The sequence below is a fragment of the Mariprofundus ferrooxydans PV-1 genome (assembly GCF_000153765.1).
In the GTDB taxonomy this organism is placed as follows: Bacteria; Pseudomonadota; Zetaproteobacteria; order Mariprofundales; family Mariprofundaceae; genus Mariprofundus; species Mariprofundus ferrooxydans.
This window is the reverse complement of record NZ_DS022294.1, coordinates 1,338,792-1,362,947: the sequence shown is the minus strand read 5'-3', so window position 1 is coordinate 1,362,947 and position 24,156 is coordinate 1,338,792. Positions and strand designations below refer to the sequence as shown.

General features: G+C 55.0%; 21 protein-coding genes. All 21 read right to left on the bottom strand.

The features are described from left to right. Positions 1–44: 44 nt before the first annotated feature. On the bottom strand, positions 45–1,964 hold the full coding sequence (gene rho, locus SPV1_RS06220) for a transcription termination factor Rho (protein WP_009850291.1): 1,920 nt from the start codon (positions 1,962–1,964) through the stop codon (positions 45–47). Between the two features lie 154 nt (positions 1,965–2,118). Next, positions 2,119–2,715, bottom strand: a complete 597-nt coding sequence (coaE, locus tag SPV1_RS06215) for a dephospho-CoA kinase (RefSeq protein ID WP_009850290.1) — start codon at positions 2,713–2,715, stop codon at positions 2,119–2,121. Beyond that, positions 2,712–3,482, bottom strand: a complete 771-nt coding sequence (locus tag SPV1_RS06210) for a prepilin peptidase (protein WP_009850289.1) — start codon at positions 3,480–3,482, stop codon at positions 2,712–2,714. Before SPV1_RS06210 ends, coaE begins: the two co-directional genes overlap by 4 nt. Next, complete coding sequence (locus tag SPV1_RS06205) at positions 3,479–4,864, bottom strand: sigma-54-dependent transcriptional regulator (protein ID WP_009850288.1); 1,386 nt, start codon at positions 4,862–4,864, stop codon at positions 3,479–3,481. Before SPV1_RS06205 ends, SPV1_RS06210 begins: the two co-directional genes overlap by 4 nt. Next, a complete protein-coding gene (locus SPV1_RS06200) occupies positions 4,857–6,377 on the bottom strand; it encodes a sensor histidine kinase (RefSeq protein WP_009850287.1) in 1,521 nt (506 codons plus the stop codon). Before SPV1_RS06200 ends, SPV1_RS06205 begins: the two co-directional genes overlap by 8 nt. Before the next feature lie 52 nt (positions 6,378–6,429). Further along, positions 6,430–7,623: a type II secretion system F family protein gene (locus tag SPV1_RS06195; protein ID WP_009850286.1), complete on the bottom strand. Its 1,194-nt coding sequence runs from the start codon at positions 7,621–7,623 to the stop codon at positions 6,430–6,432. After that, on the bottom strand, positions 7,623–9,320 hold the full coding sequence (gene pilB, locus SPV1_RS06190) for a type IV-A pilus assembly ATPase PilB (protein WP_009850285.1): 1,698 nt from the start codon (positions 9,318–9,320) through the stop codon (positions 7,623–7,625). The genes SPV1_RS06195 and pilB overlap by 1 nt, the downstream gene beginning before the upstream one ends. Beyond that, entirely contained in the window at positions 9,317–10,186 is an 870-nt protein-coding gene (locus SPV1_RS06185; RefSeq protein ID WP_152909337.1) for a shikimate dehydrogenase family protein, read from the bottom strand. The genes pilB and SPV1_RS06185 overlap by 4 nt, the downstream gene beginning before the upstream one ends. Before the next feature lie 111 nt (positions 10,187–10,297). Beyond that, positions 10,298–12,433 carry a phosphate acetyltransferase gene (gene pta / locus SPV1_RS06180; RefSeq protein ID WP_009850283.1) on the bottom strand — a complete coding sequence of 712 codons (2,136 nt, stop codon included), beginning with the start codon at positions 12,431–12,433 and terminating at the stop codon, positions 10,298–10,300. Between the two features lie 4 nt (positions 12,434–12,437). Beyond that, positions 12,438–13,670, bottom strand: a complete 1,233-nt coding sequence (locus tag SPV1_RS06175) for an acetate/propionate family kinase (protein WP_009850282.1) — start codon at positions 13,668–13,670, stop codon at positions 12,438–12,440. A gap of 120 nt (positions 13,671–13,790) precedes the next feature. Beyond that, positions 13,791–15,617 (bottom strand): glutamine--fructose-6-phosphate transaminase (isomerizing), encoded by a 1,827-nt coding sequence (glmS, locus tag SPV1_RS06170; RefSeq protein WP_009850281.1) that lies wholly within the window; start codon positions 15,615–15,617, stop codon positions 13,791–13,793. Next, positions 15,617–17,014, bottom strand: a complete 1,398-nt coding sequence (gene glmU, locus SPV1_RS06165; RefSeq protein WP_009850280.1) for a bifunctional UDP-N-acetylglucosamine diphosphorylase/glucosamine-1-phosphate N-acetyltransferase GlmU — start codon at positions 17,012–17,014, stop codon at positions 15,617–15,619. Before glmU ends, glmS begins: the two co-directional genes overlap by 1 nt. 264 nt (positions 17,015–17,278) lie before the next feature. Then, the gene (locus SPV1_RS06160) at positions 17,279–17,692 is read right to left on the bottom strand and encodes a F0F1 ATP synthase subunit epsilon (RefSeq protein WP_009850278.1); all 414 of its coding nucleotides are present in this window, start codon (positions 17,690–17,692) and stop codon (positions 17,279–17,281) included. Then, positions 17,692–19,080 (bottom strand): F0F1 ATP synthase subunit beta, encoded by a 1,389-nt coding sequence (gene atpD / locus SPV1_RS06155; RefSeq protein ID WP_009850277.1) that lies wholly within the window; start codon positions 19,078–19,080, stop codon positions 17,692–17,694. The genes SPV1_RS06160 and atpD overlap by 1 nt, the downstream gene beginning before the upstream one ends. A gap of 30 nt (positions 19,081–19,110) precedes the next feature. Next, entirely contained in the window at positions 19,111–19,965 is an 855-nt protein-coding gene (gene atpG, locus SPV1_RS06150) for a F0F1 ATP synthase subunit gamma (RefSeq protein ID WP_009850276.1), read from the bottom strand. A 10-nt stretch (positions 19,966–19,975) separates the two neighbouring features. Next, positions 19,976–21,517 (bottom strand): F0F1 ATP synthase subunit alpha, encoded by a 1,542-nt coding sequence (gene atpA, locus SPV1_RS06145; protein ID WP_009850275.1) that lies wholly within the window; start codon positions 21,515–21,517, stop codon positions 19,976–19,978. Between the two features lie 44 nt (positions 21,518–21,561). Then, positions 21,562–22,083, bottom strand: coding sequence for a F0F1 ATP synthase subunit delta (locus SPV1_RS06140; RefSeq protein WP_009850274.1), 522 nt, complete (start codon positions 22,081–22,083; stop codon positions 21,562–21,564). After that, positions 22,080–22,562, bottom strand: a complete 483-nt coding sequence (atpF, locus tag SPV1_RS06135; RefSeq protein ID WP_009850273.1) for a F0F1 ATP synthase subunit B — start codon at positions 22,560–22,562, stop codon at positions 22,080–22,082. Before atpF ends, SPV1_RS06140 begins: the two co-directional genes overlap by 4 nt. A 38-nt stretch (positions 22,563–22,600) precedes the next feature. Next, positions 22,601–22,855, bottom strand: coding sequence for a F0F1 ATP synthase subunit C (gene atpE, locus SPV1_RS06130; RefSeq protein WP_009850272.1), 255 nt, complete (start codon positions 22,853–22,855; stop codon positions 22,601–22,603). A 34-nt stretch (positions 22,856–22,889) separates the two neighbouring features. Beyond that, a complete protein-coding gene (atpB, locus tag SPV1_RS06125) occupies positions 22,890–23,759 on the bottom strand; it encodes a F0F1 ATP synthase subunit A (RefSeq protein WP_018294242.1) in 870 nt (289 codons plus the stop codon). Between the two features lie 11 nt (positions 23,760–23,770). Then, positions 23,771–24,133: an ATP synthase subunit I gene (locus tag SPV1_RS06120; protein ID WP_009850270.1), complete on the bottom strand. Its 363-nt coding sequence runs from the start codon at positions 24,131–24,133 to the stop codon at positions 23,771–23,773. Positions 24,134–24,156 lie beyond the last annotated feature (23 nt).

Sequence of the window (24,156 nt, the reverse complement as noted above, 5' to 3'; positions counted from 1 at the left end):
CCCTCAGGGCTTTCGCCCCACCTGTTCGGGTGCCAAATCAGCTGTTACTGATTCATCCGATCAAAGAATTCGGCATTATTTTTTGTTGGTCCCAGCTTGTCGATCAGAAACTCCATCGCATCAATCGTACCCATCGGGGAGAGTATCTTGCGCAGAATCCATACTTTTTGCAGATCTTCACGCGGTGTCAGCAGCTCTTCCTTACGTGTGCCGGAGGGAGCAATATCGATAGACGGGAACACGCGCTTGTCTGTCAGCTTGCGATCAAGCTTGATCTCCATATTGCCCGTACCCTTGAACTCTTCGAAAATAACCTCATCCATCTTGGAGCCTGTTTCCACCAGAGCCGTGGCAATAATGGTTAAACTGCCGCCACCTTCGATATTACGCGCCGCACCGAAAAAACGCTTTGGCCGATGCAACGCATTGGCATCCACACCACCGGTCAGAATTTTACCCGAAGATGGAACTACCGTGTTATAGGCACGCGCCAAACGGGTGATCGAATCAAGCAGGATCACCACATCACGGCCATGCTCTACCAGTCGTTTGGCCTTCTCAATCACCATCTCGGAGACCTGAACATGGCGCTGCGCCGGCTCATCAAAGGTCGATGAGACCACCTCGCCCTTCACCGAGCGTTTCATATCGGTCACTTCTTCAGGACGTTCATCAATCAGCAACACCATCAGCACAACTTCCGGATGATTGGCGGCAATCGAGTGGGCAATGGACTGCATCATCACTGTTTTACCGGTACGCGGAGGGGCAACCAGCAGAGCTCGCTGTCCCTTGCCGATCGGTGATACAATATCAATGATCCGGCCCGTTATATCCTTATGCGTCGGATCATCGATCTCCATTTTCAGCCGTTCGTTCGGGTAGAGTGGCGTAAGATTATCAAACAGTACCTTGGTGCGCGCCACCTCCGGCGGTTCGCCGTTGGTAGTATCCACGGTTTTCAGAGCGAAATATTTCTCACCGCGACGGGGAGAACGAATTTCTCCTGCAACAGTATCACCCTTGCGCAGATAGAAGCGGCGAATCTGGTGGGTGGAGACATACACATCATCCGAACCGGAGAGGTAGTTTGCATCGGGCGAGCGCAGGAATCCGAATCCATCAGGCAGGATTTCCAGCACACCTTCGCTGTAAATAGTACCACTGCGCAGTCCGTGGGCGCGCAGGATTGCCGATACCTGCTCCTGCTTGCGCATACCTGCAGCATTTTCGATACCATAGGAGTCGGCCAGCTCCAGCAGTTCTGTCGGTGTTCTTGCCGAGACCTCTTTCAGGTTCAGCGTCACACCTTCCATCTCGTCGGAAATCTTCTCTTCTGCATCGTCGCGTTTGCGGCGTGGTTTTTCAGGGCGCTGTTGCTGCTCACCCTTGTTACGCCAGCGGCCACGACGACCGGATTCTGACGACTCAGACTGTTGCCTGCCTTTATCATCTGCGTTTCGGGCTTCCTGACGCGTATCAGAATGATTGTTTTCGCCATTCTCCGTCTTGCCGGCAGACGCCTGACGGACAGGTTTTGCCCCCTGTGACCCAGAGGCTGGAGCATCGTTCTTCTTCCCCGATTTAGCCGGGAGTTCGTTACGTTCCAGTTGCTTCACTTCGGCTTCAGTGCCTGATGTCTGGCCCTGCTGATCTGCCTTGGCCGGACGCCGACGGCTGACAGGTTTGTCCGCTACCTTTTCAGTTGTTTCAGTCGCAGCTTCCGCCGCCTTCTTGCGTGGTTTCGCTGGCTTGCGCGGCTTCACTGCAGGAGCTTCTGTGTCTGGCGCCGCCTGGGCAACATCAACGTTTTTCTCAGCCACCACCTTACGGGGACGCCCCCGTTTACGCGGCTGGGCATCAGCCTGACCTGCATCAACGGAAGGGGTTGCTTCTTTCACCGCCACGGGTGTTTCGATCTCTTGAGACATTGAAAACTCCAAAAAAACCTGACAGGTTAACATGCTGCCTGATCATTGTGTTGAAAGGGTCGATAGCTGAGTAATCCTGATGGATAACCGGAACGCCGGAGGAAAGCGCCGGCAACAGTTTGCATTGCTAAATAGGTTGGCAAACCATGTCAACACTATAAATCTATTCACACCTGTTCTGCATAGCTCAACAGAGTAGCAGTTGCGTGTGCACACGCCCTACCTGATCACGCAAGGCAGCGAGATCCCCGTTATTATCTATGATATAGCTGGCCAACCTGCGACGCATCGCATCATCGCACTGACGGGCTACGATCGCCCTGAATGCCGTCTTATCGTGCCTGCCACGGCTGAGTACCCGCTGCAATCTGAGTGATTCATCGGCCAGCAGTACCACCACCTGATCCATGCGCGAGGCTCCACCCGATTCGAGCAACACCGATGCTTCAATCAGGGCATAGTCCGCCTGCTGACGGGCCAGCCACAGCTCTTCCTGTTGCCATATCAGCGGATGAATGATGCTGTTAAGCTGCGCTGTACGCTCGGCATCGGCAAAGCAGTAGTCGGCCAGAGCCCGGCGGTTGAGCGACCCGTCTGTATGACATATGCGCTCTCCGAATGCCTGCACCAGAGCCTTCAGGCCCTCACTGTCGGGCATGGTCACCGCATGACCTACCCGATCCAGATCCAGTACCGGCACCCCCAGTTCCCTGAACATGGATGCCGCCGTCGATTTACCACTGCCGATGCCCCCTGTCAGTCCTATACGACGCAAACGGCTCACCCTTGCATGCCGGCAGTCGTCATATACCAACCCAGAATAGCATCCCCCCACAGCAACCAGATCATACCGGCAGCAGCCAGATACGGCCCGAACGGAATTTCCGCACGCAAGCCGCGACGGGAGGCCCATAAAAACAGACTACCGATTACGACACCGATGACAGATGAGAGTAGAATGATAAACGGTAATGCCTGCCAGCCAAGAAATGCACCGAGCATGGCCAGCAACTTGAAATCACCATAGCCCATCCCTTCGCGACCGGTAAACAACAAAAATAGCCTGTTCACCGACCAGAGAATAGCGTAACCGGCGATCGCTCCGATTAGCGCATCCAGGCCATGCTCCAGCCACCAGGAAAACAGCAGCCCCAGCGCAATGCCCGGCAGGGTCAATACATCCGGAAGCAGGCCTGTTTCCAAGTCTATAAAGCTTAGCACCCACAACAAAAATAACAGCACCAGCGCCATAGCCAGCTGCGGCTCAGGGCCGAAATGCCATGCCAGCCCCGCCCAGCTCAGTCCCATCAACGCCTCCAGCAGAGGATAGCGCCATGATATCCGGCTGTGACAGTAGCGGCAGCGACCACGCAGCATCAGCCATGAAAATATCGGAATATTATCGAGCGGAGCAATCGCATGATTGCAAGCCGGACAGTGGCTGGCCGGCAGCACAATCGATTCGCGGCGCGGAATGCGATAGACGCACACATTGGCAAAGCTGCCGACCAGAAACCCCAGAAATCCTGATAACAGTATCAGGGCTATCACTCCTGATCTTCTCCCTGTCCGGTTTTTTTCAGGCGATAACGCAGCGAGCGAAAGCTGATGCCCAGCTCTTCCGCCGCACGCGTAATATTGCCGCCGGTTTTCAACAGCGCCTGATCGATCAACTGGCGTTCATTTATCTCCAGCCACGTATCCAGATTCAAGTCCGCGTCATGCATTGCCTGCAGGGATATCTGGGGATTATCCTGCAGGCCGGAATACATCTCATCGAGCAGGGGTACGTCCAGCTCATAATCGTCCGACAGCGCCAGCATGCGTTGCAACAGATTTTCCAGTTCGCGCACATTGCCCATAAACGGCAGTGTCATCAGTCTCTTCAGGCAGCTGTCACTAAGGCGTCCCCGCCCTTCGCTCCAACGCCGTACAATCGCCCGGGCCAATGCCGGAATATCTTCTCGCCGCTGCCTCAGTGCAGGCATGTGTACAGGCACCACATTGAGTCTGAAAAACAGATCTTCGCGGAAATGCCCCTGCCTGACATCCTCTTCCAGGTCGCGATTGGTCGCGGCAATCACACGAATATCGACATCACGTTCACGGTCGTCGCCCACCCGGCGAATGCGACGTTCCTGCAGCACCCTGAGTAGCTTGACCTGCGCCGATAACGGCATGTCTCCAATCTCATCCAGGAACAGGGTGCCGCCATTGGTCCCCTCAACCAGTCCGACCCGGTCAGCTTCGGCGCCGGTAAACGCACCCTTGCGATATCCGAACAATTCGGATTCAAACAGCCCTTCGGGTATAGCGCCGCAGTGTACGGGCGTAAATGGGCCCGTGCTGCGTGTCGAGCAAGCATGCACATAACGAGCGGCCAACTCCTTGCCTGTTCCCGACTCACCGCTTACCAGCACGGTAAACTGGGACTGGCCCGCCCGCTGCAGCCGCTGACGCACGCGCTGCATCACCTCGGACTCGCCAATCAATATGCCGTCGTCATCAACTCCATCTGCGACAGGTACTGCCTGCGTTGCAACCAAAGCCGTATCATCACGATCATCCACCGCATCAAACAGCGCCCGCTCTACCGCTGCCGCCAAAGCTTCACCCGATACCGGTTTGGTAAGATAATCGAAAGCCCCCTGCTTCATCGCCAACACCGCCGTTTCCGCGCTGGCATAGGCTGTCAGCAACAGTACCCGCGCATCCGGCTGCAGGATCCGGCTCATACGAATCACTTCAAGCCCGGCATCGCGTCCGTCCATGCGCAAATCGGTCAGCACCACATCAAAAGTGGCCGACTTCATGCATGCTTCAGCCTCTTCAGGCGACGCGCATGTTGTAACCCTGTGTCCCTGCAACTCCAGCCCCAGCGCCAGAATACGACGGGCATTGGCTTCATCCTCAACAAGAAGCAAGTCAGCCATGTAGTAACCCCCGAGCCGTTTCATCTGCAGCAGTCTCAATCACTGCACTCACACAAAAGCAGACCAGCCCATCCTCCTGCCTCACACTCACACTCCACCCATTCACATCGCATACCTGCTTAACTGTTGCCAACCCCAGACCGATCCCGGTAGCGCGACCGCTGACAAACGGCTCGAAGAGTTTCTCCTGCATCTCTTCACTGATATGGCCCTGATTGCATACACGCAAACACCACTGATCGCCAACAGCATCCAGATTGATACCGACAGGACTCCCCGGCGGGCTATTCGCTACAGCATTGGCCAGCAGGTTATCCAGAACCAGCCGAAAGTGATCGCTATCCAGCAGTAACTGCTCCAGCGTACAATGCATGTCGATATCGCACTGTTTTGCCATATCCAGCTGTTGCATGGACGCCCTGATTACGGCCGGCATATAACTGAGACTCGGCACTCGCTTCAGTGGCTGTGAATAATCCAGCATTGTCGTAACCAGCCTGTTCAGGCGCAGCATTTCATCGTGCAGAATATCACGGATGTTAACTCCTTTCACTTCTCCACCCGGCAACATCTCCAGCCCCTGCACCATGATCTGGACCGGATTGCGCACTTCATGCGCCAGCATTGCCGCCATCTGTCCCAGCGCCGCCATTTTTTCCTGCTGATGCATCTGCCACTCCATCTGACGCAAGTCACTGATATCAACCAGCGTCAGCAACCAGCGTGCATCCGCATCATTACTCAGGTGGGTAACGGCCACCAGTAACACCTGCTCACCATGCCGGTATTCACACTGACAGGCATGCCTGCCCTGCTGATGCAGGCAATGGTAAACCTCGGGAATGGCCGTTAATACGGAAACAGGCCTGCCCGCGAGCAGTGCGGCTGCCGCACTGTTCATATCGCTCAGTTCAAGCCGGTCATCCAGTACAATCACACCCTCACACATCGCTTCCATCAGCTTGTCGTGTAAATCGCGTAATTTCCGATGCTGACGTAGCACCCGGTCACTACGGTCGCGCAGACCGGCATGGCGCCTGGCAATCGCCGCCATAATGCCGCCGACCAGCATCAACGCAGAAACCTGCAGCAGAATCTGCAAAGCCTGCGCTGTATCCGGTAGCGGCTCTCTGCTCATCCACATCTCGCTATAGACCGCCGTCAAATAACCCGCACAGGCCACCATCGTGATTGCCAGCGGCAGCATAAACCATGCAAAGGCGCCGGCAGAGATAATCAGTAAACCGAGCAAAATAGAGAACGGACTGTCGATGCCACCGGTGGCAAAGATCAGGCCGGAGGAGAGCAGGGTATCGGATGCAAACTGAAACACCCACTGGTTGCGCTCACTAAAAGCAGTGAATGTCAGCCCGGCCTGCAACAGCAGCAACAACATGAACAAGCCGCCGATGAGTACAATCAAATGCTGATATGGCGCGTTCTGGTAGACCCATACAACCAGTGCCAGCGCAATAGTACTGCCGCCAAGGGTACGATAAAGAATCAGTCGCATCAGCAGAGTGAACCGGTTCGTCGAATCACTGCGCTCTGCCTGCAGCCCGGAATCAGACCAGTGACGCCATCTGGAAAATAGGCAGGTACATCGAAATCACCAAACCGCCGATGACGCCGCCGAGAAAGACCATAATAACAGGCTCCATCAACTGCTGCATATTATCAACCGCTGTATCCACTTCTTCCTCATAAAAATCGGCAATCTTCGCAAGCATCTCTTCCATGCTGCCGGTCTGCTCTCCGATGGAGATCATCTGGGTCACCATCACCGGAAAAATCTTGCTCGCCTCAAGCGGCGCGGTCAGCGTCTGCCCCTGAGAAATCGACTCCTTGGATGACAGGATCACCTCTTCTATCACTACGTTGCCTGATGTTTCCGCCACCGTATCCAGCGCCTCAAGAATCGGCACACCGGCAGCACTCAGCGTGGAGAATGTGCGGCAAAAACGGGCCACAGATGCCTTGCGCAGCACATCCCCCATTACCGGCAGCGCCAGCAACAGTTTATCCAGTTGATAACGTCCTTTCGGCGTCTGATAGAGACTCCGTATCGCCACCACCAGTGCAATGGGTACACCAACCACCAGATACCAGTACGCAACAAAAATGTCCGATACCGCCATGGTGATCCGTGTCGGCGCAGGCAACTGTGCTCCGACATCAGCGAACATTTCGCCGAACACCGGAATCACAAAAATCATCAGAATAGCCGTCACAATAAAGGATACCGTCAGAATGGCGATCGGGTAGACCATGGCGGACTTGATTTTCGCCTTCAAAGCCAGCGCCTTTTCCTTGTAGACACACAGGCGCAGCAGAATCGTATCGAGTATACCGCCCTGTTCACCTGCCTCGACCAGAGCACAGGTCAGCCGATCAAACTCCTTGGGATATTTACGCATGGTTTCGCCCAACGGGTTACCGCCTTCCAGGTTTTGCCGCACATCGGCGAGCAGCTTGACCATGGCCTTCTTTTCCGTGCCCCGCTCAGCCAGCTCAAAGCACTGAACCAGTGGCAGCCCCGCATTGATCATGGTTGAAAGCTGGCGGAAAAAAATAGAAATATCCTTGTCATCCACCGTTTCAGGAAACAGGTGGATTTCAATCGGCTTCTTTTTCACCTTGATGCCGACCAACCCGCGACGGCGCAGAATAACCGTGGCCACGCCCGCATTTGCAGCCTCCAGTTCGCCATCCTGGGCTACGCCCTGTTTGTTTTTCGCCTGCCAGAGGTACAGAGGCATCAGTCAGCCACCGTCACACGCAGACATTCTGCAAAAGAAATCTCACCCATTTTCACCTTCTCCAGCGCTTCCATACGTAGCGTTTTCACGCCCATTCGCACCGCCATCGCACTAATAGCATCTGTATTGCCGCCAGCATAAACAGCCTCTCTGATCTCATCAAAAACAGGCATCACCTGATAAATACCAGTACGCCCCTTGTAGCCCGTACCATTACAGGCCGAGCAACCGGCCCCATGCATGGGATGATAGGCTGTCACCTCCTCCTGAGGAACGCCCGCCGCTATCAGGGCTTCAGCCGGCACCTCTTCTGCCACCCTGCATTTACTGCAGATGCAGCGCGCCAGCCGCTGCGCGCTGACCAGATTGATGGCTGAGCCCACAAGAAAGGGCTCAATACCCATATTCACCAGGCGAACCATGGTGGAGGGTGCATCGTTGGTATGCAATGTTGCCAGCACCATATGGCCGGTCAGAGCCGCCTTAATGGCGATAGCTGCTGTATCGTGATCACGAATTTCGCCGACCAGAATCACATCCGGGTCCTGACGCAGGAAGGAGCGCAGCACGGCAGGAAAATCCAGACCAATTTCCGCATGCACATTTACCTGATTGATTCCCATAAAGTTGAACTCAACCGGATCCTCTGCCGTAGAGATATTCACCTCAGGCTGGTTCAGTTCGGCCACAGCGGAATACAAGCTGACCGTTTTACCTGAACCTGTCGGCCCGGTCACCAGCACCATGCCGTAGGGACGGTGAATTGCCTCTTTCAACCAGGCCAGCGACTGGCGGTTGTATCCCAGCTTGGTCATGTCCAGTTGCAGGCTGGATGGGTCAAGCAAACGCATAACCACCTTTTCACCAAACAGTGTCGGCAAAACAGAAACACGGAAATCCACCGTTTTTGCCCGTGACAGACGCAGTTTGATACGTCCGTCCTGCGGCAGCCGGCGCTCTGAAATATCCAGCCGGGCGAGTATCTTCAGTCGCGAGACAAGTGCATCCTTCATGCCCATGCTCGGTCGCATAATCTCATGCAGGACGCCGTCCACCCGATAACGCACACGCATGACACGCTCATAGGGCTCCAGATGGATATCGGAAGCGCCGCGTTTGATCGCTTCCAGTAGAATCAGGTTTACCAGTCGAACCACGGGAGCCGCTTCCGTCTCCACCGACAGCGACAGCTCATCCACATGCTCTTCGCTGGTATCAACCACCTCGACGTTCATCGCTCCGAGATCGGCCATCACCTCCTGCAAATGGGAATCGCTCTGTCCCAGCTGGTCAAGCGCTTCAGCCAGCTGACTTTCTGCGGCAACAGCCAGATCCAGTTGACAGCCGGTGATAAAGGATAGTTCATCAAGCCCGCTGATGTCGTACGGGTCGGCCACAGCCAGCTTCAGTACATTGCCCTTGCGCCCTATCGGGATCAGCATATTTTTACGCAACAGATCAACCGGCAGGCTGCTGGCCTCACTGGGCAGCGACTCGGCAGATACCTCTACAACCCGACAACCGTAGGTTCTGGCGATAAATGCAACCAGTTCATTCTCACTGAATACACCCTGTTTCACCAGTTGGGAGGTCAGCGTGTTGCCGTGCAGCCGCGTTTCCTTGATCAGCGTATCGAGCTGCGTGCGGTCAATACGCCCGTGTTTGAGCAGAATATCGCCCAGACGTGAACGACTCATCGGGGCGACCAACCGGGCAGGTGCGTTGCAGTGCGCCCGAGATGAGCCTCTACACGGCTCAGTGTGGTACGACAATCCGGCAACATGCAACCGTGCCACCATGCAAAGGCAACAGCCCCCTGGGCAATCAACATCGGTAGTCCGTCTACGGCTTTCCGGCCTGCCTCTCCGGCAGCCAGGCAGAATGCAGTGACACCGTCCGGTCGATAGACGGCATCAATAGCCGCGCCATCACCGCAGAGTGGAAAGGGAAATGACTCGCCATCCTTTAAACCAACGGTGGTGGTATTAACCAACAAGGCCGATGAGGCAGTGGCCTCCGCAACCGCCGCAGCCTCCCACTTCAGCGGCAGGCAGGTCAGCTTCGGATAGGTATTTGTCGCATGCTCCATCAACGTAGCCAGGCGCTGAGGGTTCCGATTGCATATAAACAGACGGCCAACCTGCAATGCATCCAGCGCATGTAAAACGGCACGCGCGGTGCCGCCGGCACCAAACAGCAGCACATCTTTGCCCTTAAGGTCCAGCTCCAGTCCCTCGACCACAGCGCTGAATCCGCGCCAGTCGGTATTGGTTGCCTGCCAGCCGGCATCGCTTCGGCGCAAGGTATTAACCGCCCCGATATGGCGCGCATCGGCATCGGCATCCACCATGCGCAACACCTGCTCTTTGTGAGGCACGGTAACATTGACCCCCTCTACACCAAGAGACTGCAGTCCGCTCAGTGCAACAACCAGTTGCTCCGGCTCCACTGCAAAGGGCAGGTAGGCGGCATTCATGCCTGCATCCTTGATAAAATCATTCTGAAACAGCGGTGACAGCGAATGTGTGACCGGCCAGCCGATGATCCCATAAAGCTTTGTCATTCCATTAATTTCCATGCTCCCGTGAGCTTAGAAAGGTGAAGCCACAGTGTCAAAGGCTGTCATACAAAAGGCACCGACCACATATCAACCGGCATGCCGGAAGCAAACTGTTCAGGCCGTGTCGGCTGCCCCGGCCTGAATCGCGGTCAGCGCAATGGTATAGACAATATCTTCAACCGATGCGCCGCGAGACAGATCATTTACCGGCTTGCACAACCCCTGCAGCATCGGCCCGATGCTAACGACATGAGCATTGCGCTGCACAGCTTTGTATGTGGTATTGCCTGTATTCAGATCGGGGAATATGAACACATTCGCCTTACCTGCCACACGACTCTCCGGTGCCTTGCTTTGTCCAACCGAAACAATCGCCGCAGCATCATACTGCAATGGACCGTCCACCAGCAGGTCCGGACGACGCTCCCTGACGATGCGGGTTGCCTCTCTCACCTTGTCTACCTCAAGTCCCGCACCTGATTCACCGGTACTGTAACTGATCATCGCCACCCTCGGCTCCAGCCCGAAGCGCCGAGCCGAATCGGCACTCTGAATAGCAATATCAGCCAGCTGCTCGGCATCCGGGTCCGGATTAATCGCACAGTCGCCATAGACCACAACCTGGTCGGGCAGGCACATAAAGAAGATGGAAGAGACCAGCTTGGCCGATGCGCTGGTACCGATCAACTGAAAGGCTGGTCGCACTGTATTGGCGGTCGAATGCAGAGCGCCGGCGACAAGCCCGTCCACTTCGCCCATCGCCAGCATCATCGTGCCCAGCACAATGCGGGCCTGCAATTGATCCTCGGCCATCTGACGGTTCATCCCCTTGTGTTGTCGCAAGACCACCATCGGATCGATATAGCGCTCCCGTACTGTAGCGGGGTCAATAATAGTAATGCCTTCATCCAGCACGATGCCCTGTGAGCTGGCGACCTGATGAATCTTGGCCGGATTACCGAGCAGTATGCATTGCGCGATCTGCCGCTTCCGGCACTGGTAAGCCGCCATGACCGTGCGCGGCTCCTCACCTTCGGGCAAGACAATCCGCCGGTTTGCCTCGCTGGCCTGCTGAATCAGTTGATAACGGAATGCTGCCGGTGACAGACGCGGCTGACGTTCAATCGCGCAACGCGCTTTCAGCCAGTCTGCATCCAGATGATTCGCCACATGGTCCATCGCCCGGTCAATCAGATGATAGTCATTGACCGCTACTTCTGCGGGCATTTGCACCAGTTGCGCGGCCGTCTGATAGGAACTGGTTTCTACCAGCAGTATCGGAATGCCGGTCTCAATAGACTGCGCACACAGAGCCAGCACGCGCGGATGCGGCTGCAGCCCCCCGGTTAGCAGGATACCGGCAAGCGGCACGCCGTTCATGGCGGACATACATGCGGCAATAAACACATCATCGCGATCACCCGGAAAGATCAGCAGCGTATGGGGCTGATAAACACTGAGCGTGTTGGCCACCGTACGGGCGCAGACCTCCATACGCTCCACCCGCCTCTGGGCAATTTCACCGGAATAAAGAATTTTGGCAGACATGTAATCGGCCACATCGCTCATCCGAGGGGAAATCAACGTAGCCTGCCACGGGATAGCGCCGATAAAATGGAAGGGCTTCCCGATCATGTCGGGGTGCTCCGCGGATAAGCGCCCTCCCTCACGATCGGCATCTGCATCAGCTGTCTGTAGTTTATCCGCCTGCAGTACAGCATGCCCTGCATCGGTCATCCCCACCTTATTCAGGATAATACCGATCAATGCCGTGCCATTGCTATCGCCAAAGGCACTGGCCGCAATATCAATATACTCGTCCAGATCGGGTTCCGGCTTGCCGACCAGAATCACCTCTGCATCCAGCGCACGCGCCACGTCGGCATTCAGGCGAGTGGCATAACCGGCATGACCATCCGCCACCAGCCCCTCAACGATCACCACATCAGCGTGCCGGGTGCTCTGCCGGTAGAGTGCAATCACCTCCTCCATCAATAACCCCTCCTGATCGGTTCCAAGCAGGGCAGTCGCCCGCCTGAGACTGATCGGGTGGGGCGGGCTGATATTCATCACATGTTCAATCAGTTGCGTGGAGCGCTCCGGCCCATGATCACCATCGTGAAGCTGGGCGATCGGTTTGCAAAAACCGGTATGGATGCCCAATCGGTCCAGCGCCCGCACAAGCCCCAGACTCACGGTAGTCAGGCCGGCTCCCGCGCCGGTGGAAACAAGCAGAAATGCGTGGCTCATCAGATTATTCCTCCGGACAGATCACGCCATACACATAACGGGCAATCATCGCTTCCTCATTCGTCGCAATCACCAGCACAGGCAGGGTCGCACCGGACATGGTGATAAATCCATTTGACTGTCGGCCATGCAGCTCATTCCGCTCTGTATCCAGCGCAACACCGAACATCGTCAGCTGCTGCACTGTTTTGGCACGTATCTCGCTCGCATGCTCACCTATGCCGCCGGTAAATACGATAGCATCCACACGTCCGAGGGCAACAGCAAGGCCCGCCAGCGACTTTGCCAGCCGATAACAGAAGATATCCACGGCCAGTGCAGCCATCTCATCGCCCGCCTCAGCCGCCTCCAGCAGGGTACGCATATCATTGCTGCGCCCGGATAAACCCAACAGCCCCGACTGCCTGTTCAGCACATCGGTAATCTCTGCCAGAGATTTTCCGCTCGCCCGAGCAATGAAATCATGCAGGCCGGGATCAACATCACCGCTGCGTGTACCCATGACCAGCCCCTCAAGCGGCGTCATGCCCATCGTGGTATCCACGCTGACGCCATCGGCTATCGCCGCCGCACTACAACCGTTTCCCAGATGCGCTGTGAGCAGCCTGCAATCGGCAAACTCCCGTCCCAGCAGAGAGGCCGCTTCGCGTGCTACATAGTGATGACTGGTGCCGTGAAAGCCGTAACGGCGCACTCCGTATTCGATGTACCAGTGATACGGCACGGCATAGAGGCTGGCACGACGCGGCATGGCATGGTGAAAAGCGGTATCAAATACCGCGACGTGTGCAATGCCCGGCAGATGCTCGCGCGCAGCGCGTATGCCGAGCACATTCGCCGGATTATGCAGCGGCGCCAGATGCGACAACGCTTCAATTTCGGCAATAACTGCATCATTCAACGGCGTCGGCGCAATAAAACGTTCAGCGCCATGCACAACCCGGTGGCCCACCGCGAGGATATTGGTTTTATCTATGCGGCCAAAAAGCGAGGCCAGCATCTGCTCCATAGCGACATGGTGATCTGCCCCGGGCAGGGAGAGTCGCTCTGTATCACCCGCAACATGCCAGCTCAGCGATGTCCCCGGCTCACCCAGCCGCTCAGCCATACCTTCGGCCAGCAGACTTTCCGATGGCATATCTATCACCGCCATCTTGATAGACGAGCTTCCGCTATTGATGATCAGAATCATTGAAGTAAAAACCCCGGATGAACCATAATGTATCTGCTGTGCCATGAACCCTGCACCCCTGAGCGATCAACTCATTCATACCAATGATAACACCCTAAACGCTTTATAGCCCGCTTCCTGCGGCCTGCTCTACCGCCAGCCTTTCCACAGACTCTTCCCTTGCAGTTACTCCACCGTCACCGACTTGGCCAGATTACGCGGCTGATCCACGTCCGTGCCCTTGAGCACTGCCACATGATAGGCCAGCAACTGCAGCGGAATGCTGTACACAATCGGAGCCGTTCCCGGATAGATGTCTGACAGCGTCAGGTTCTGATAGTGATCCAGGCCGACATTCACCTTATGATCACTGAACAGAAACAGCTCACCGCCGCGCGCCCGCACCTCCTGCAAATTCGAAAGCACTTTTTCAAGCAACGGATCATCCGGCAGGGCGCAGACCACAGGCATGCTCTCATCCACCAGTGCCAGCGGACCATGCTTCAACTCTCCGGCCGGATAGGCCTCTGCATGGATATAGGAGATCTCCTTCAGCTTCAGCGCTCCCTCTAAAGCTACAGGGTAAAAAGCACCTCGGCCGAGAAACAGTGCGTTATGCTTGTCTACAAACCCCTCAGCCATCGTCTTGATAGCATCGGCCAGCTGCAGTACCACTTCGATCTGGCGTGGAAGCGCATGCAACTCGTTTACCATCGCCTCTTCCTGCGCAGTGCTCAATTCCTTGCGGCGGGCAAGCGCGATGGCCAGCAAACGCAAGGCCACCAGCTGCGTGGTAAATGCCTTGGTTGAGGCCACGCCGATCTCGGTACCTGCACGTGTCATAAAACAGACATCGGATTCACGCACCAGCGAACTCTCCGGCACATTGCAAACCGTCAGACTGCCGATATAGCCGTTGGCACGACTGCCGCGCAGGGCGGCCAGCGTATCGGCCGTCTCGCCCGACTGGGAAATTGTTATCAGCAGCGATCCTTCCGGCACCACCACCTTGCGGTAACGGTACTCGGATGCCACTTCAACACTGCACGGGATGCCGAACTCTTCCATCCAGTATCTGGCCACCATGCCAGCGTGGTAGCTCGTGCCGCAGGCAACAATCTGGATATGGCGCGCCTTATCCAACAGTGCCGTTGTTTCATGGCCGAAACTGGCCTCCAGCAGGCGTCCCTTATGGATACGCCCCTCCAGTGTCTCCGCGATCACAGCCGGCTGCTCATAGATCTCCTTGAGCATGTAATGCGCATACAGCCCCTTATCGATACTGGCACTGGAGAGCTCGGACGTCTTGATCTCCCGCACAACCTCAATGCCATCGCCATCGCAAACGGTAACGCCATCGCGACGAACCTCGGCCACATCACCCTCTTCGAGAAAAATAAAGCGACGGGTAACCGGCAGCAGCGCGGCCACATCAGAGGCAATAAAATTCTCCCCCTCACCCAGCCCGATCACCAGAGGACTGCCTTCGCGGGTGACAACAATTCGATCAGGGTCCTCCGGGCTCGCCGCAGCCAGTGCGTAGGCACCATCCAGCTCCGCCGCCGCCTCAACAACGGCAGCATACAGATCCCTGCCACCCTCCAGCTTGTGTGCCAACAAATGGGCAATCACTTCGGTATCGGTCTCGGAGGTGAAGGTATAACCAAGAGCCAGCAGGCGATCCCGCAGCTCCCGATGATTTTCAATAATGCCGTTGTGTACCACTGCCACCCGCACCCCGCTCATATGCGGATGCGCATTACGCTCCGACGGAGCTCCGTGCGTTGCCCAGCGGGTATGTGCAATGCCGAGATCACCGGCAATATCCGAACGATCCACCAGCTCTTTGAGCACAGAGACCTTGCCCAGCGCCCTGAATCGAAGCAGCTCTCCTGCGGCATCCCTGATGGCCACACCGGCCGAGTCGTAGCCCCTGTACTCCAGCCGCTGCAATCCATCCATCAGGATGGGCAGTACATTTCTACCGGCAATGGCTCCAACAATACCGCACATTAACGTATATCCTTTTCCGGTCTCTTCCAGCCTGCGATATAACGTTGTTCCGTACGCTCGGAGAGTGTCAGACCACCTGCAGGCACATCGCGGGTGATCGTACCACCGGCGCCAATCGTAGCGCCGTCACCGACACTGACAGGTGCTACCAGTTGGGTATCGGAACCGACAAACACATTATCACCGATTTCCGTGCGGAACTTGTTGGCCCCGTCGTAATTACAGGTAATCGTGCCTGCTCCGATATTGCAATCACTGCCCATGGTTGCATCCCCGATATAGGAGAGATGATTCACCTTGCTACCGCGCCCGATGACCGATTTTTTGATCTCGACAAAATTACCAATATGCACATGCTCATCCAGCTGCGCACCAGGACGCAGTCGCCCGTACGGGCCGACCGAGGTATTCGAACCAACGCTGGCGCCCTGGATATGAGAGAATGCAAATACATTCACGCGATCATCCAGCCATGCATCCACCAGCACGGCATTGGGGCCGACACGACACTCATCACCGATATGCGTACTTCCGATCAGATAGCAACCGGCCTGAATAACCGTATCAATGCCAATACTTACGCCCGCCTCAATACGTACCGTCTCCGGTTTCTCGATAGTTACCCCGCGCAGCTGCCAGTCACGGATGATACGTTTCTGCATCATATCCTCGACTCTCGCCAGATCGACCCGATCATTCACACCGGTCATCTCATCAGACTGCTCCATCAACACTGCATCCACCCGCTGTCCGGCAGCCAGTGCCAGCGGCACAATATCAGGCAGATAGTACTCGTTCTGGGCATTGCGATTACCGATAGCACGCAACAGATCGAACAGCACTTCATTGCGCACACAATAGATTCCACTGCTTACTTCGGTTATCTGTCGCTGTGCGTCCGTGGCATCCTTTTCTTCAACAATGGCGGATACACGCTGATCATCATCGCGTACAATACGACCATAACCGAACGGGCTCGCCTGCAAAGCCGTCAACACCGTCACATCGGCGTTACAGTTACGGTGCTCGTCCACCAGATGCGCCAGTGTCGCGGCACTGAGCAGTGGCGTATCACCGCAGACAATCAACACATCACGCACAGCGCGAATAACTGTTTCGCACTGCTTGACTGCATGGCCTGTACCCAACTGCTGATCCTGAATCACCCAATCCAGGTTTGCAGGCTGCCCTACATGCTCCCGTACCATCTCGGAAGCGTGCCCGGTCACCACTGCAATACCCTTGGGTCGCAGGGACTCAACCGTGTGCAGTACGTAGTCGATCATGGCCCGCCCCAGCACCTTATGCAGCACTTTGGGCAAGTTGGAGCGCATGCGCTTTCCTTTGCCTGCGGCAAGAACGCAAACCTGCAAATCCGGATAATGATTGTGACTCATGTGATCTCCCAGTGATGCAAACTCAGAATAATGGTGGCGATTATAGATTAATCTCCGACGATTGCAGCCTGACGTTTTCAATCATCGTGTCCACCGAAACCGGTGAAGTGGTTATGTTGAAGTGGCCACAGCACGCCTCTAAGCTGGCACGATAATGCAATCGCGTTTTGAGGCAATGATTGTCGCAAAGCGTGTGCATTATCTGAAGGCAAAATGAAAAAGGGCCGCACAATGTGCAGCCCTTTGACGTTAAACCCTGATAAATCAGCGTTTCTTTTTCTTAAGCCACTCGAGTCTGGCAACAGTAATAGCCAGTTGAGACTGAGCGAGAGCAACATCTGCATCGCCTTCCCGGCCTTCCAGCACTTCCTTGGCCTTGCGCTCTGCTTCCAGTGCCTGTGCTTCATCGATATCGATAGCGCGTTCAGCTGAATCAGCCAGCACAGTCACCATATCCGGCTGCACTTCAACAAACCCGCCGGACACGAAGACCTCATCAATTTCGTCCACGCCCTTGGTAATACGCAGCTCACCGGCACAGAGCTGTGCAATTAACGGCGTATGCTTGGGCATAATACCCAATTCACCGGCAGCGCCCGGAGCAACCAGGAAGCTGCATTCACCGCGATAGACTTCCCGTTCAGCTGTCGCGACCAGTACGCTCATCTTAGCAGACATTATGCACGCGCCTGCATCTTCTCAGCCTTGGCAACGGCCTCAGAGATACCGCCGACCATGTAAAACGCCTGCTCAGGCAGATGATCATACTCGCCGGCGAGGATGCCCTTAAAGCCCTTGATCGTCTCATCGCGCTTGGCATACACACCAGGAGAGCCGGTGAATACTTCAGCAACGTGGAACGGCTGCGACAGGAAGCGCTGAATCTTACGAGCGCGGGTCACCAGCAGCTTGTCGTCGTCGGAGAGCTCATCCATACCGAGAATCGCGATGATGTCCTGCAATTCTTTATAACGCTGCAGCGTCTGCTGTACGTTAATTGCAATATCGTAATGCTCAGAACCAACAACCTTCGGGTCCAGCTGACGGGAGGTGGAGTCCAGCGGATCAACCGCAGGATAGATGCCCAGCTCGGCAATCTGACGGGACAACACGATGGTTGAGTCCAGATGCGCGAAAGTGGTGGCAGGTGCAGGATCGGTCAAGTCATCCGCAGGTACGTAAACGGCCTGAACGGAGGTGATGGAACCGGTCTTGGTGGAAGCAATACGCTCCTGCAGTTTACCCATCTCTTCTGCCAGTGTCGGCTGATAACCCACAGCAGACGGCATACGACCCAGCAGTGCGGATACTTCAACACCGGCCAGTGAGTAACGGTAAATGTTATCGATGAAGATCAGAACGTCACGACCCTCGTCACGGAAGTACTCAGCCATGGTCAGGCCGGTCAGCGCTACACGCAGACGGTTGCCCGGAGGCTCATTCATCTGACCGTAAACAAGTGCAACCTTGTCCAGTACGTTGGACTCTTTCATCTCGTAGTAGAAGTCGTTGCCTTCACGAGTACGCTCACCCACACCGGCGAATACGGAGAAACCACCGTGTGCCTTGGCGATGTTATTGATCAGTTCCATCATGTTAACGGTTTTGCCCACGCCGGCGCCGCCGAACAGGCCAACCTTGCCGCCCTTGGCAATTGGAGCCATCAGGTCAATCACCTTGATGCCTGTCTCCAGGATCTCGGAAGCCGGAGCCAACTCTTCAAAACGGGGTGGCTCACGATGAATGGCCCAGCGCTCTTCGCACTCAACTGCTTCACCCTGGAAATCGATGCCGGTACCCAACACGTTCATGATGCGGCCCAGTGTGCCCTGACCGACAGGAACCATGATTGCATTGCCGGTATCTTCAACGGCCATACCACGCTTCAGACCATCGGTTGAACCCATGGCAACAGCACGTACGGTGTTGTTACCGATATGCTGCTGGGTTTCCATTGTCAGATTGGCATCGGCAATTGTCAGCGCATTATAAATATTAGGCAACTTTCCGGATTCGAAACGTACGTCAACTACCGGACCGATTACCTGTACTATGATTCCACTCATCGTTACGACCTCTCTCTTTCTATCAAACTATCAGGCTGCCGCGGCACCGGAGCAAATCTCTGCGATTTCCTGCGTGATGCCGGCCTGGCGAGCCTTGTTATATGTAATCTTCAAATCCTGAGCAATGCCCTTGGCATTGTCGGTAGCACTCTTCATGGCAATCATTCGGGCCGAATGTTCGCAAGCCTTGTTTTCCAGTACACCATGGTAGACCAGCGACTCAACATAACGGCGCAGCAAACCATCGAGCACATCCTTGCTCTCAGGCTCATAGATATAGTCCCAATAACCCGGATGGCTCGGCTCTATCGAAGAAGCGCAGGGCAGCAACTGAATCTTGACCGGTGTCTGTGTCATGGTGTTCACAAACTCGGTAAATACCAGCGAGACCTCATCCACTTCACCCTTGACATAGCGATCCATCGCGACGGACACCACACCAAGGATATCACCGAGTTCTACCGCGTCAGCGACCTCATCCTCTGAAGCACGCAGATCATCAACAATCTTGCGCATAAACTGACCGGCACGACGACCGATAGTGTACGCCTCAACCTCAACCTCGGAGTCCTTGACGATGTTCAGCGCAAGTCGCTGAGCATTTGTATTCAGACCGCCGCAAAGGCCCTTATCCGTATTAATCAGAATAAGCCCAACGCGCTTAACCTGCTCCCGCTGAACAACGAAGGGGTGCTTATATTCAGGATGCGCCTGCATCAGGTTGGCAACTACGCGCTTGATGCCTTCGGCATATGCACGCCCGGCAGTCACACGATCCTGAGCCTTGCGCATCTTGCTCGCAGCAACCATTTCCATGGCCTTGGTGATCTTGGCCGTGTTTTGGATCGCTTTGATTTGACCCCTAATTTCCTTGGCAGAAGCCACGTCAGACTCCTTAGTATGTGCCGGTGGCCTTGAACTCGGCCATGGCGTTATTTAGTGACTCCACAATCTGATCACTCAAAGCAGCTTTCTCGTTCAGCTCGTTAATCAGATCAGCATGCCCGGATTTCAGGTGTGCGATATATGCTTTTTCAAAAGCTGTAACACGTGCAACATCAACATCATCCAGATCGCCATTGTTCAACGCATGCAGAACAGCTGTGATTTCAGCAACACTCATCGGATTGTTCTCAGACTGTTTCAGAGCTTCCATACCGCGCTTGCCGCGTTCAATCTGGCCACGAGTAGCCGCATCCAGATCAGAAGCAAACTGCGCAAATGCTGCCAGCTCACGATACTGTGCCAGATCCAGACGCAGACCGCCGCCGACCTTCTTCACAGCCTTGGTCTGTGCCGCACCACCCACACGGGATACGGAGAGACCCACGTTAACTGCAGGACGCTGGCCGGAGTTAAACAGGCCGGTTTCCAGGAAGATCTGACCATCGGTAATGGAAATCACGTTGGTAGGAACGAATGCGGAAACATCGCCTTCCTGAGTCTCAATGATAGGCAGTGCGGTCAGAGAACCGGTCTTGCCTTCCACTTCACCCTTGGTGAATTCCTTGACGAACTCTTCGTTTACGCGGGAAGCACGCTCCAACAGACGCGAGTGCAGATAGAATACATCGCCCGGATAAGCTTCACGGCCCGGAGGACGGCGCAGAATCAGTGACACCTGACGATAGGCCCATGCCTGCTTGGTCAGATCATCATATACAATCAGCGCATCTTCGCCGCGATCGCGGAAATACTCACCCATGGTGCAGCCGGCATAAGGTGCCAGATACTGCAGTGCTGCAGACTCGGAGGCAGAAGCAGAGACGATAATGGTATGATCCAGTGCGCCATGCTCTTTGAGTGTACGTACAACAGTAGCAACGCTGGATGCCTTCTGGCCGATCGCAACGTAGATACAGGTAACGCCGGTATCCTTCTGGTTAATAATCGTATCCAGCGCAATCGCTGTTTTGCCGGTCTGGCGATCACCAATAATCAGCTCGCGCTGTCCGCGACCGACCGGGATCATGGCATCAACAGCCTTGATGCCTGTAGCCATCGGCTGATCAACACTCTTACGCCAGATCACGCCAGGTGCCACTTTCTCAACCATATCTGTGGCCGTAGCGTTAACCGGACCTTTACCGTCAATAGGCTCGCCCAGTGCATTGACTACGCGACCTTTCAGCTCAGGACCGACAGGAACCTCGAAGATGCGACCTGTGCACTTAACCTGATCGCCTTCGGAGAGATGCGTATATTCACCGAAAATGACCGCACCCACGCTGTCCTCTTCCAGGTTCAGCACAATACCGCGTGTGTCGCCCGGAAAATCAAGAAGCTCGCCGGCCATCGCGCCGGAAAGGCCGTGGATCAAAGCTACGCCGTCACCAACGGATACAATCGTACCGACATTTGCATCTGCCGCAGCGCTTTCAAAGCCCTTGATCTGTTCCTTGATAATCGAACTGATTTCTGTTGTGTCCAGTTTCATATTCAACCTCTGTATTCTGTGTACTTGATGTACTGTAAACGGCTTTAGCCGGCCATCGTCTTGCGCATGGATTCGAGTCGACTACGCACTGAGTAGTCAATCTGTCGATCACCAATATGCACGACAATGCCGCCCAGCAGTGATGCATCGAGTGCTGTCTCGAGCCTGACCTTGCGGCCCGACTGCTTGGTCAGCGCAGCTGTAATGTCACTCTGTGTCTTGGCTGTAAGCTTGACCGCAGATGTCACTACCGCACTGATTTCACTTTCGCTATCACGAATCAGCTGCTCAACCATGGCGTTGATTTCAGGCAGCAGCTCTAATTTATTTTTGCTTCCGAGCAGCGTCAGCAGGCGACCAAGCTCTGCGGAGAGACCGCCACACACTTTATCAAGTATGGCAATCTTGACCTCAGCAGCAATGCTTGGCGTAACCAGCGTCTGACGCACCTCTTCTACAGAGGCAACAGCCGCCAGCTTAGACAAACCCTCGGCCAGATCCGATCCTTCCTGAATCAGCTCGAACAATGCCTGCGCATAACGGCGGGATATGGCCAGTGTGCTCATGCTGCGCCCAGGCCTTCTTCAATAATTGCCTCGATCATCTTGGCATGACGCTTGGCATCCAGCTCAGCCTCAACCACCTTCTCGGCAGCCTGCATGGCAATCCCTGCAATTTCCTGACGCAGTGATTGACGTGCACGTTCCAGCTCGGCACCAACCTCTTCGCGGGCATTGTCCAGAATCTGCTCGGCTTCACGACGAGACTTGTTCAGCGCCTCTTCATTAACCTCGACAGCACGTTTCTCTGCCGCAGCTATGATTTCATGCGCCTTGCTCTTGGCCTCATTCAGCTGAGCAGTGATCAAAGCTTCGGCATTAGCCTGAGCCGCGACTCCGGCCTCCGCTGCAGCCAGCCCGCTTTCAATCTTTTTGGTGCGAGCCTCCATGGCTTCGTTCAGCGGTGCATAAAGCAGCTTCCACAGAACGACAACCATCAGAATGAAGACGATAATCTGGGCTATAAATGTAAGATCAATACTCATGAAAATTCCCCACTAATTTTATTCGACGCAATCGATCCTTAGGCAATGAACGGATTGGCGAACAGGAACCACAGGGCAAATGCCATGATGATGAACGGGAAAGATTCCATCAGACCAGCGAAGATGAACATGTTAAACATCAGCTGAGGACGCATTTCCGGCTGACGTGCAATGCCTTCCAGTGTCTTGGAGCAGATCAGGCCCCAGCCGATAGCTGAACCGAGTCCTGCTGCCGCCAGAATGACGCCAACTGAGATGGCCGAAGCCGCGATGATGATTGTATGTGGATCCATTTTTTTGTACTCCTATGCTATTGTGATAAAGATTTTAATGCTCAACCGGCTGATGTGCGATAGACAGATACACAACCGATAGAATCATAAAGATAAACGCCTGCAGCAGACCGATAAACATATGAAACAACGACCAGCCTAGACCTACGAGTAGCCCCATAGCCCCGGAGACAACACCACCCACAGAGGACAGGTCATCAACGCTGCCGACCAGCAGCAGCGAGGCAATGAGCAGAAAAATAACTTCACCGGCAAACATGTTGCCGAACAGTCGGAAGGAGAGGGAGAGTGGCTTGGCAAACTCCTCAATCAGCTTCAATGTGAGATTCAGCGGAATCAGAATTACGCCGAGCAACTTAACAATCGGATTCTTCGAATCAAGCAGAAGCGCCGCAAATGGCTGCAGCAACAGCTCCTTGAGGAAGTGGCCGGGCTTGAGCTTGAATTCGTAATAGAGCACCAGCAGGAACACGGACACAGCCATGGCTGCAGGCAAATTCAGATCGTTGGTCGGCACCTGACGGAATGTATGCAGACCAAACAGGCCGGCAACATGATGCATCAGATATGCAGGCAGAATATCCAGCGAGTTACACAGCAGGATAAACACGAAGATGGTCATGGCCAGCGGTGCAATCAGCGGGTTATTCACCGAGAAGTTATCCTTCACGGTCTGGTTGATAAACTCAATCACCGACTCCATGAAGTTCTGAATACCTGTTGGAGCGCCTTCAACCAACTTGCCGCGCAACCACAGTGAAAACGAGATCAGGCCAACCGCAATAAGCGTCGTCAGCAGCATGGTGTCCAGATGAATCTGCATAAACGGATTACTGTCATCAAAAGAGTATGACCAATACTGCAGATGCTCTGCGATTCCGCCGCTATGTTCTTGTCCAGCCAAGGTGATCTCCCTTAGTCCCTCGCCTCTGAGCCAAACCGCCTCAGCGACACTACGTAAAATAATACCTGAGCGGCAAACATGCCGCCAGCAATCGCCGGTAAATTAAGCCCCAGCAGAAAGCCTGCCGCCAATCCGATGAGGATCAGCACAAACCTTATAGCCGCACCTTTGTACAGTGAGACCTGTAAACCATCAGCATCAAGTCCGCCGGACGCTACCACTCTTCTGGCCAGCTCCCAGGAACCGGCTGCCATCAGCAATGCACCAAACAAACATGAAGCACCCAGAGTGTATTTACCCAGCAATATGAACACCGCCATCAGAACGATGCCCGCACCAACCTGATATCGGACGATGCTGCTATACTCACTCATTGAACCACCACCATTACCTGCCC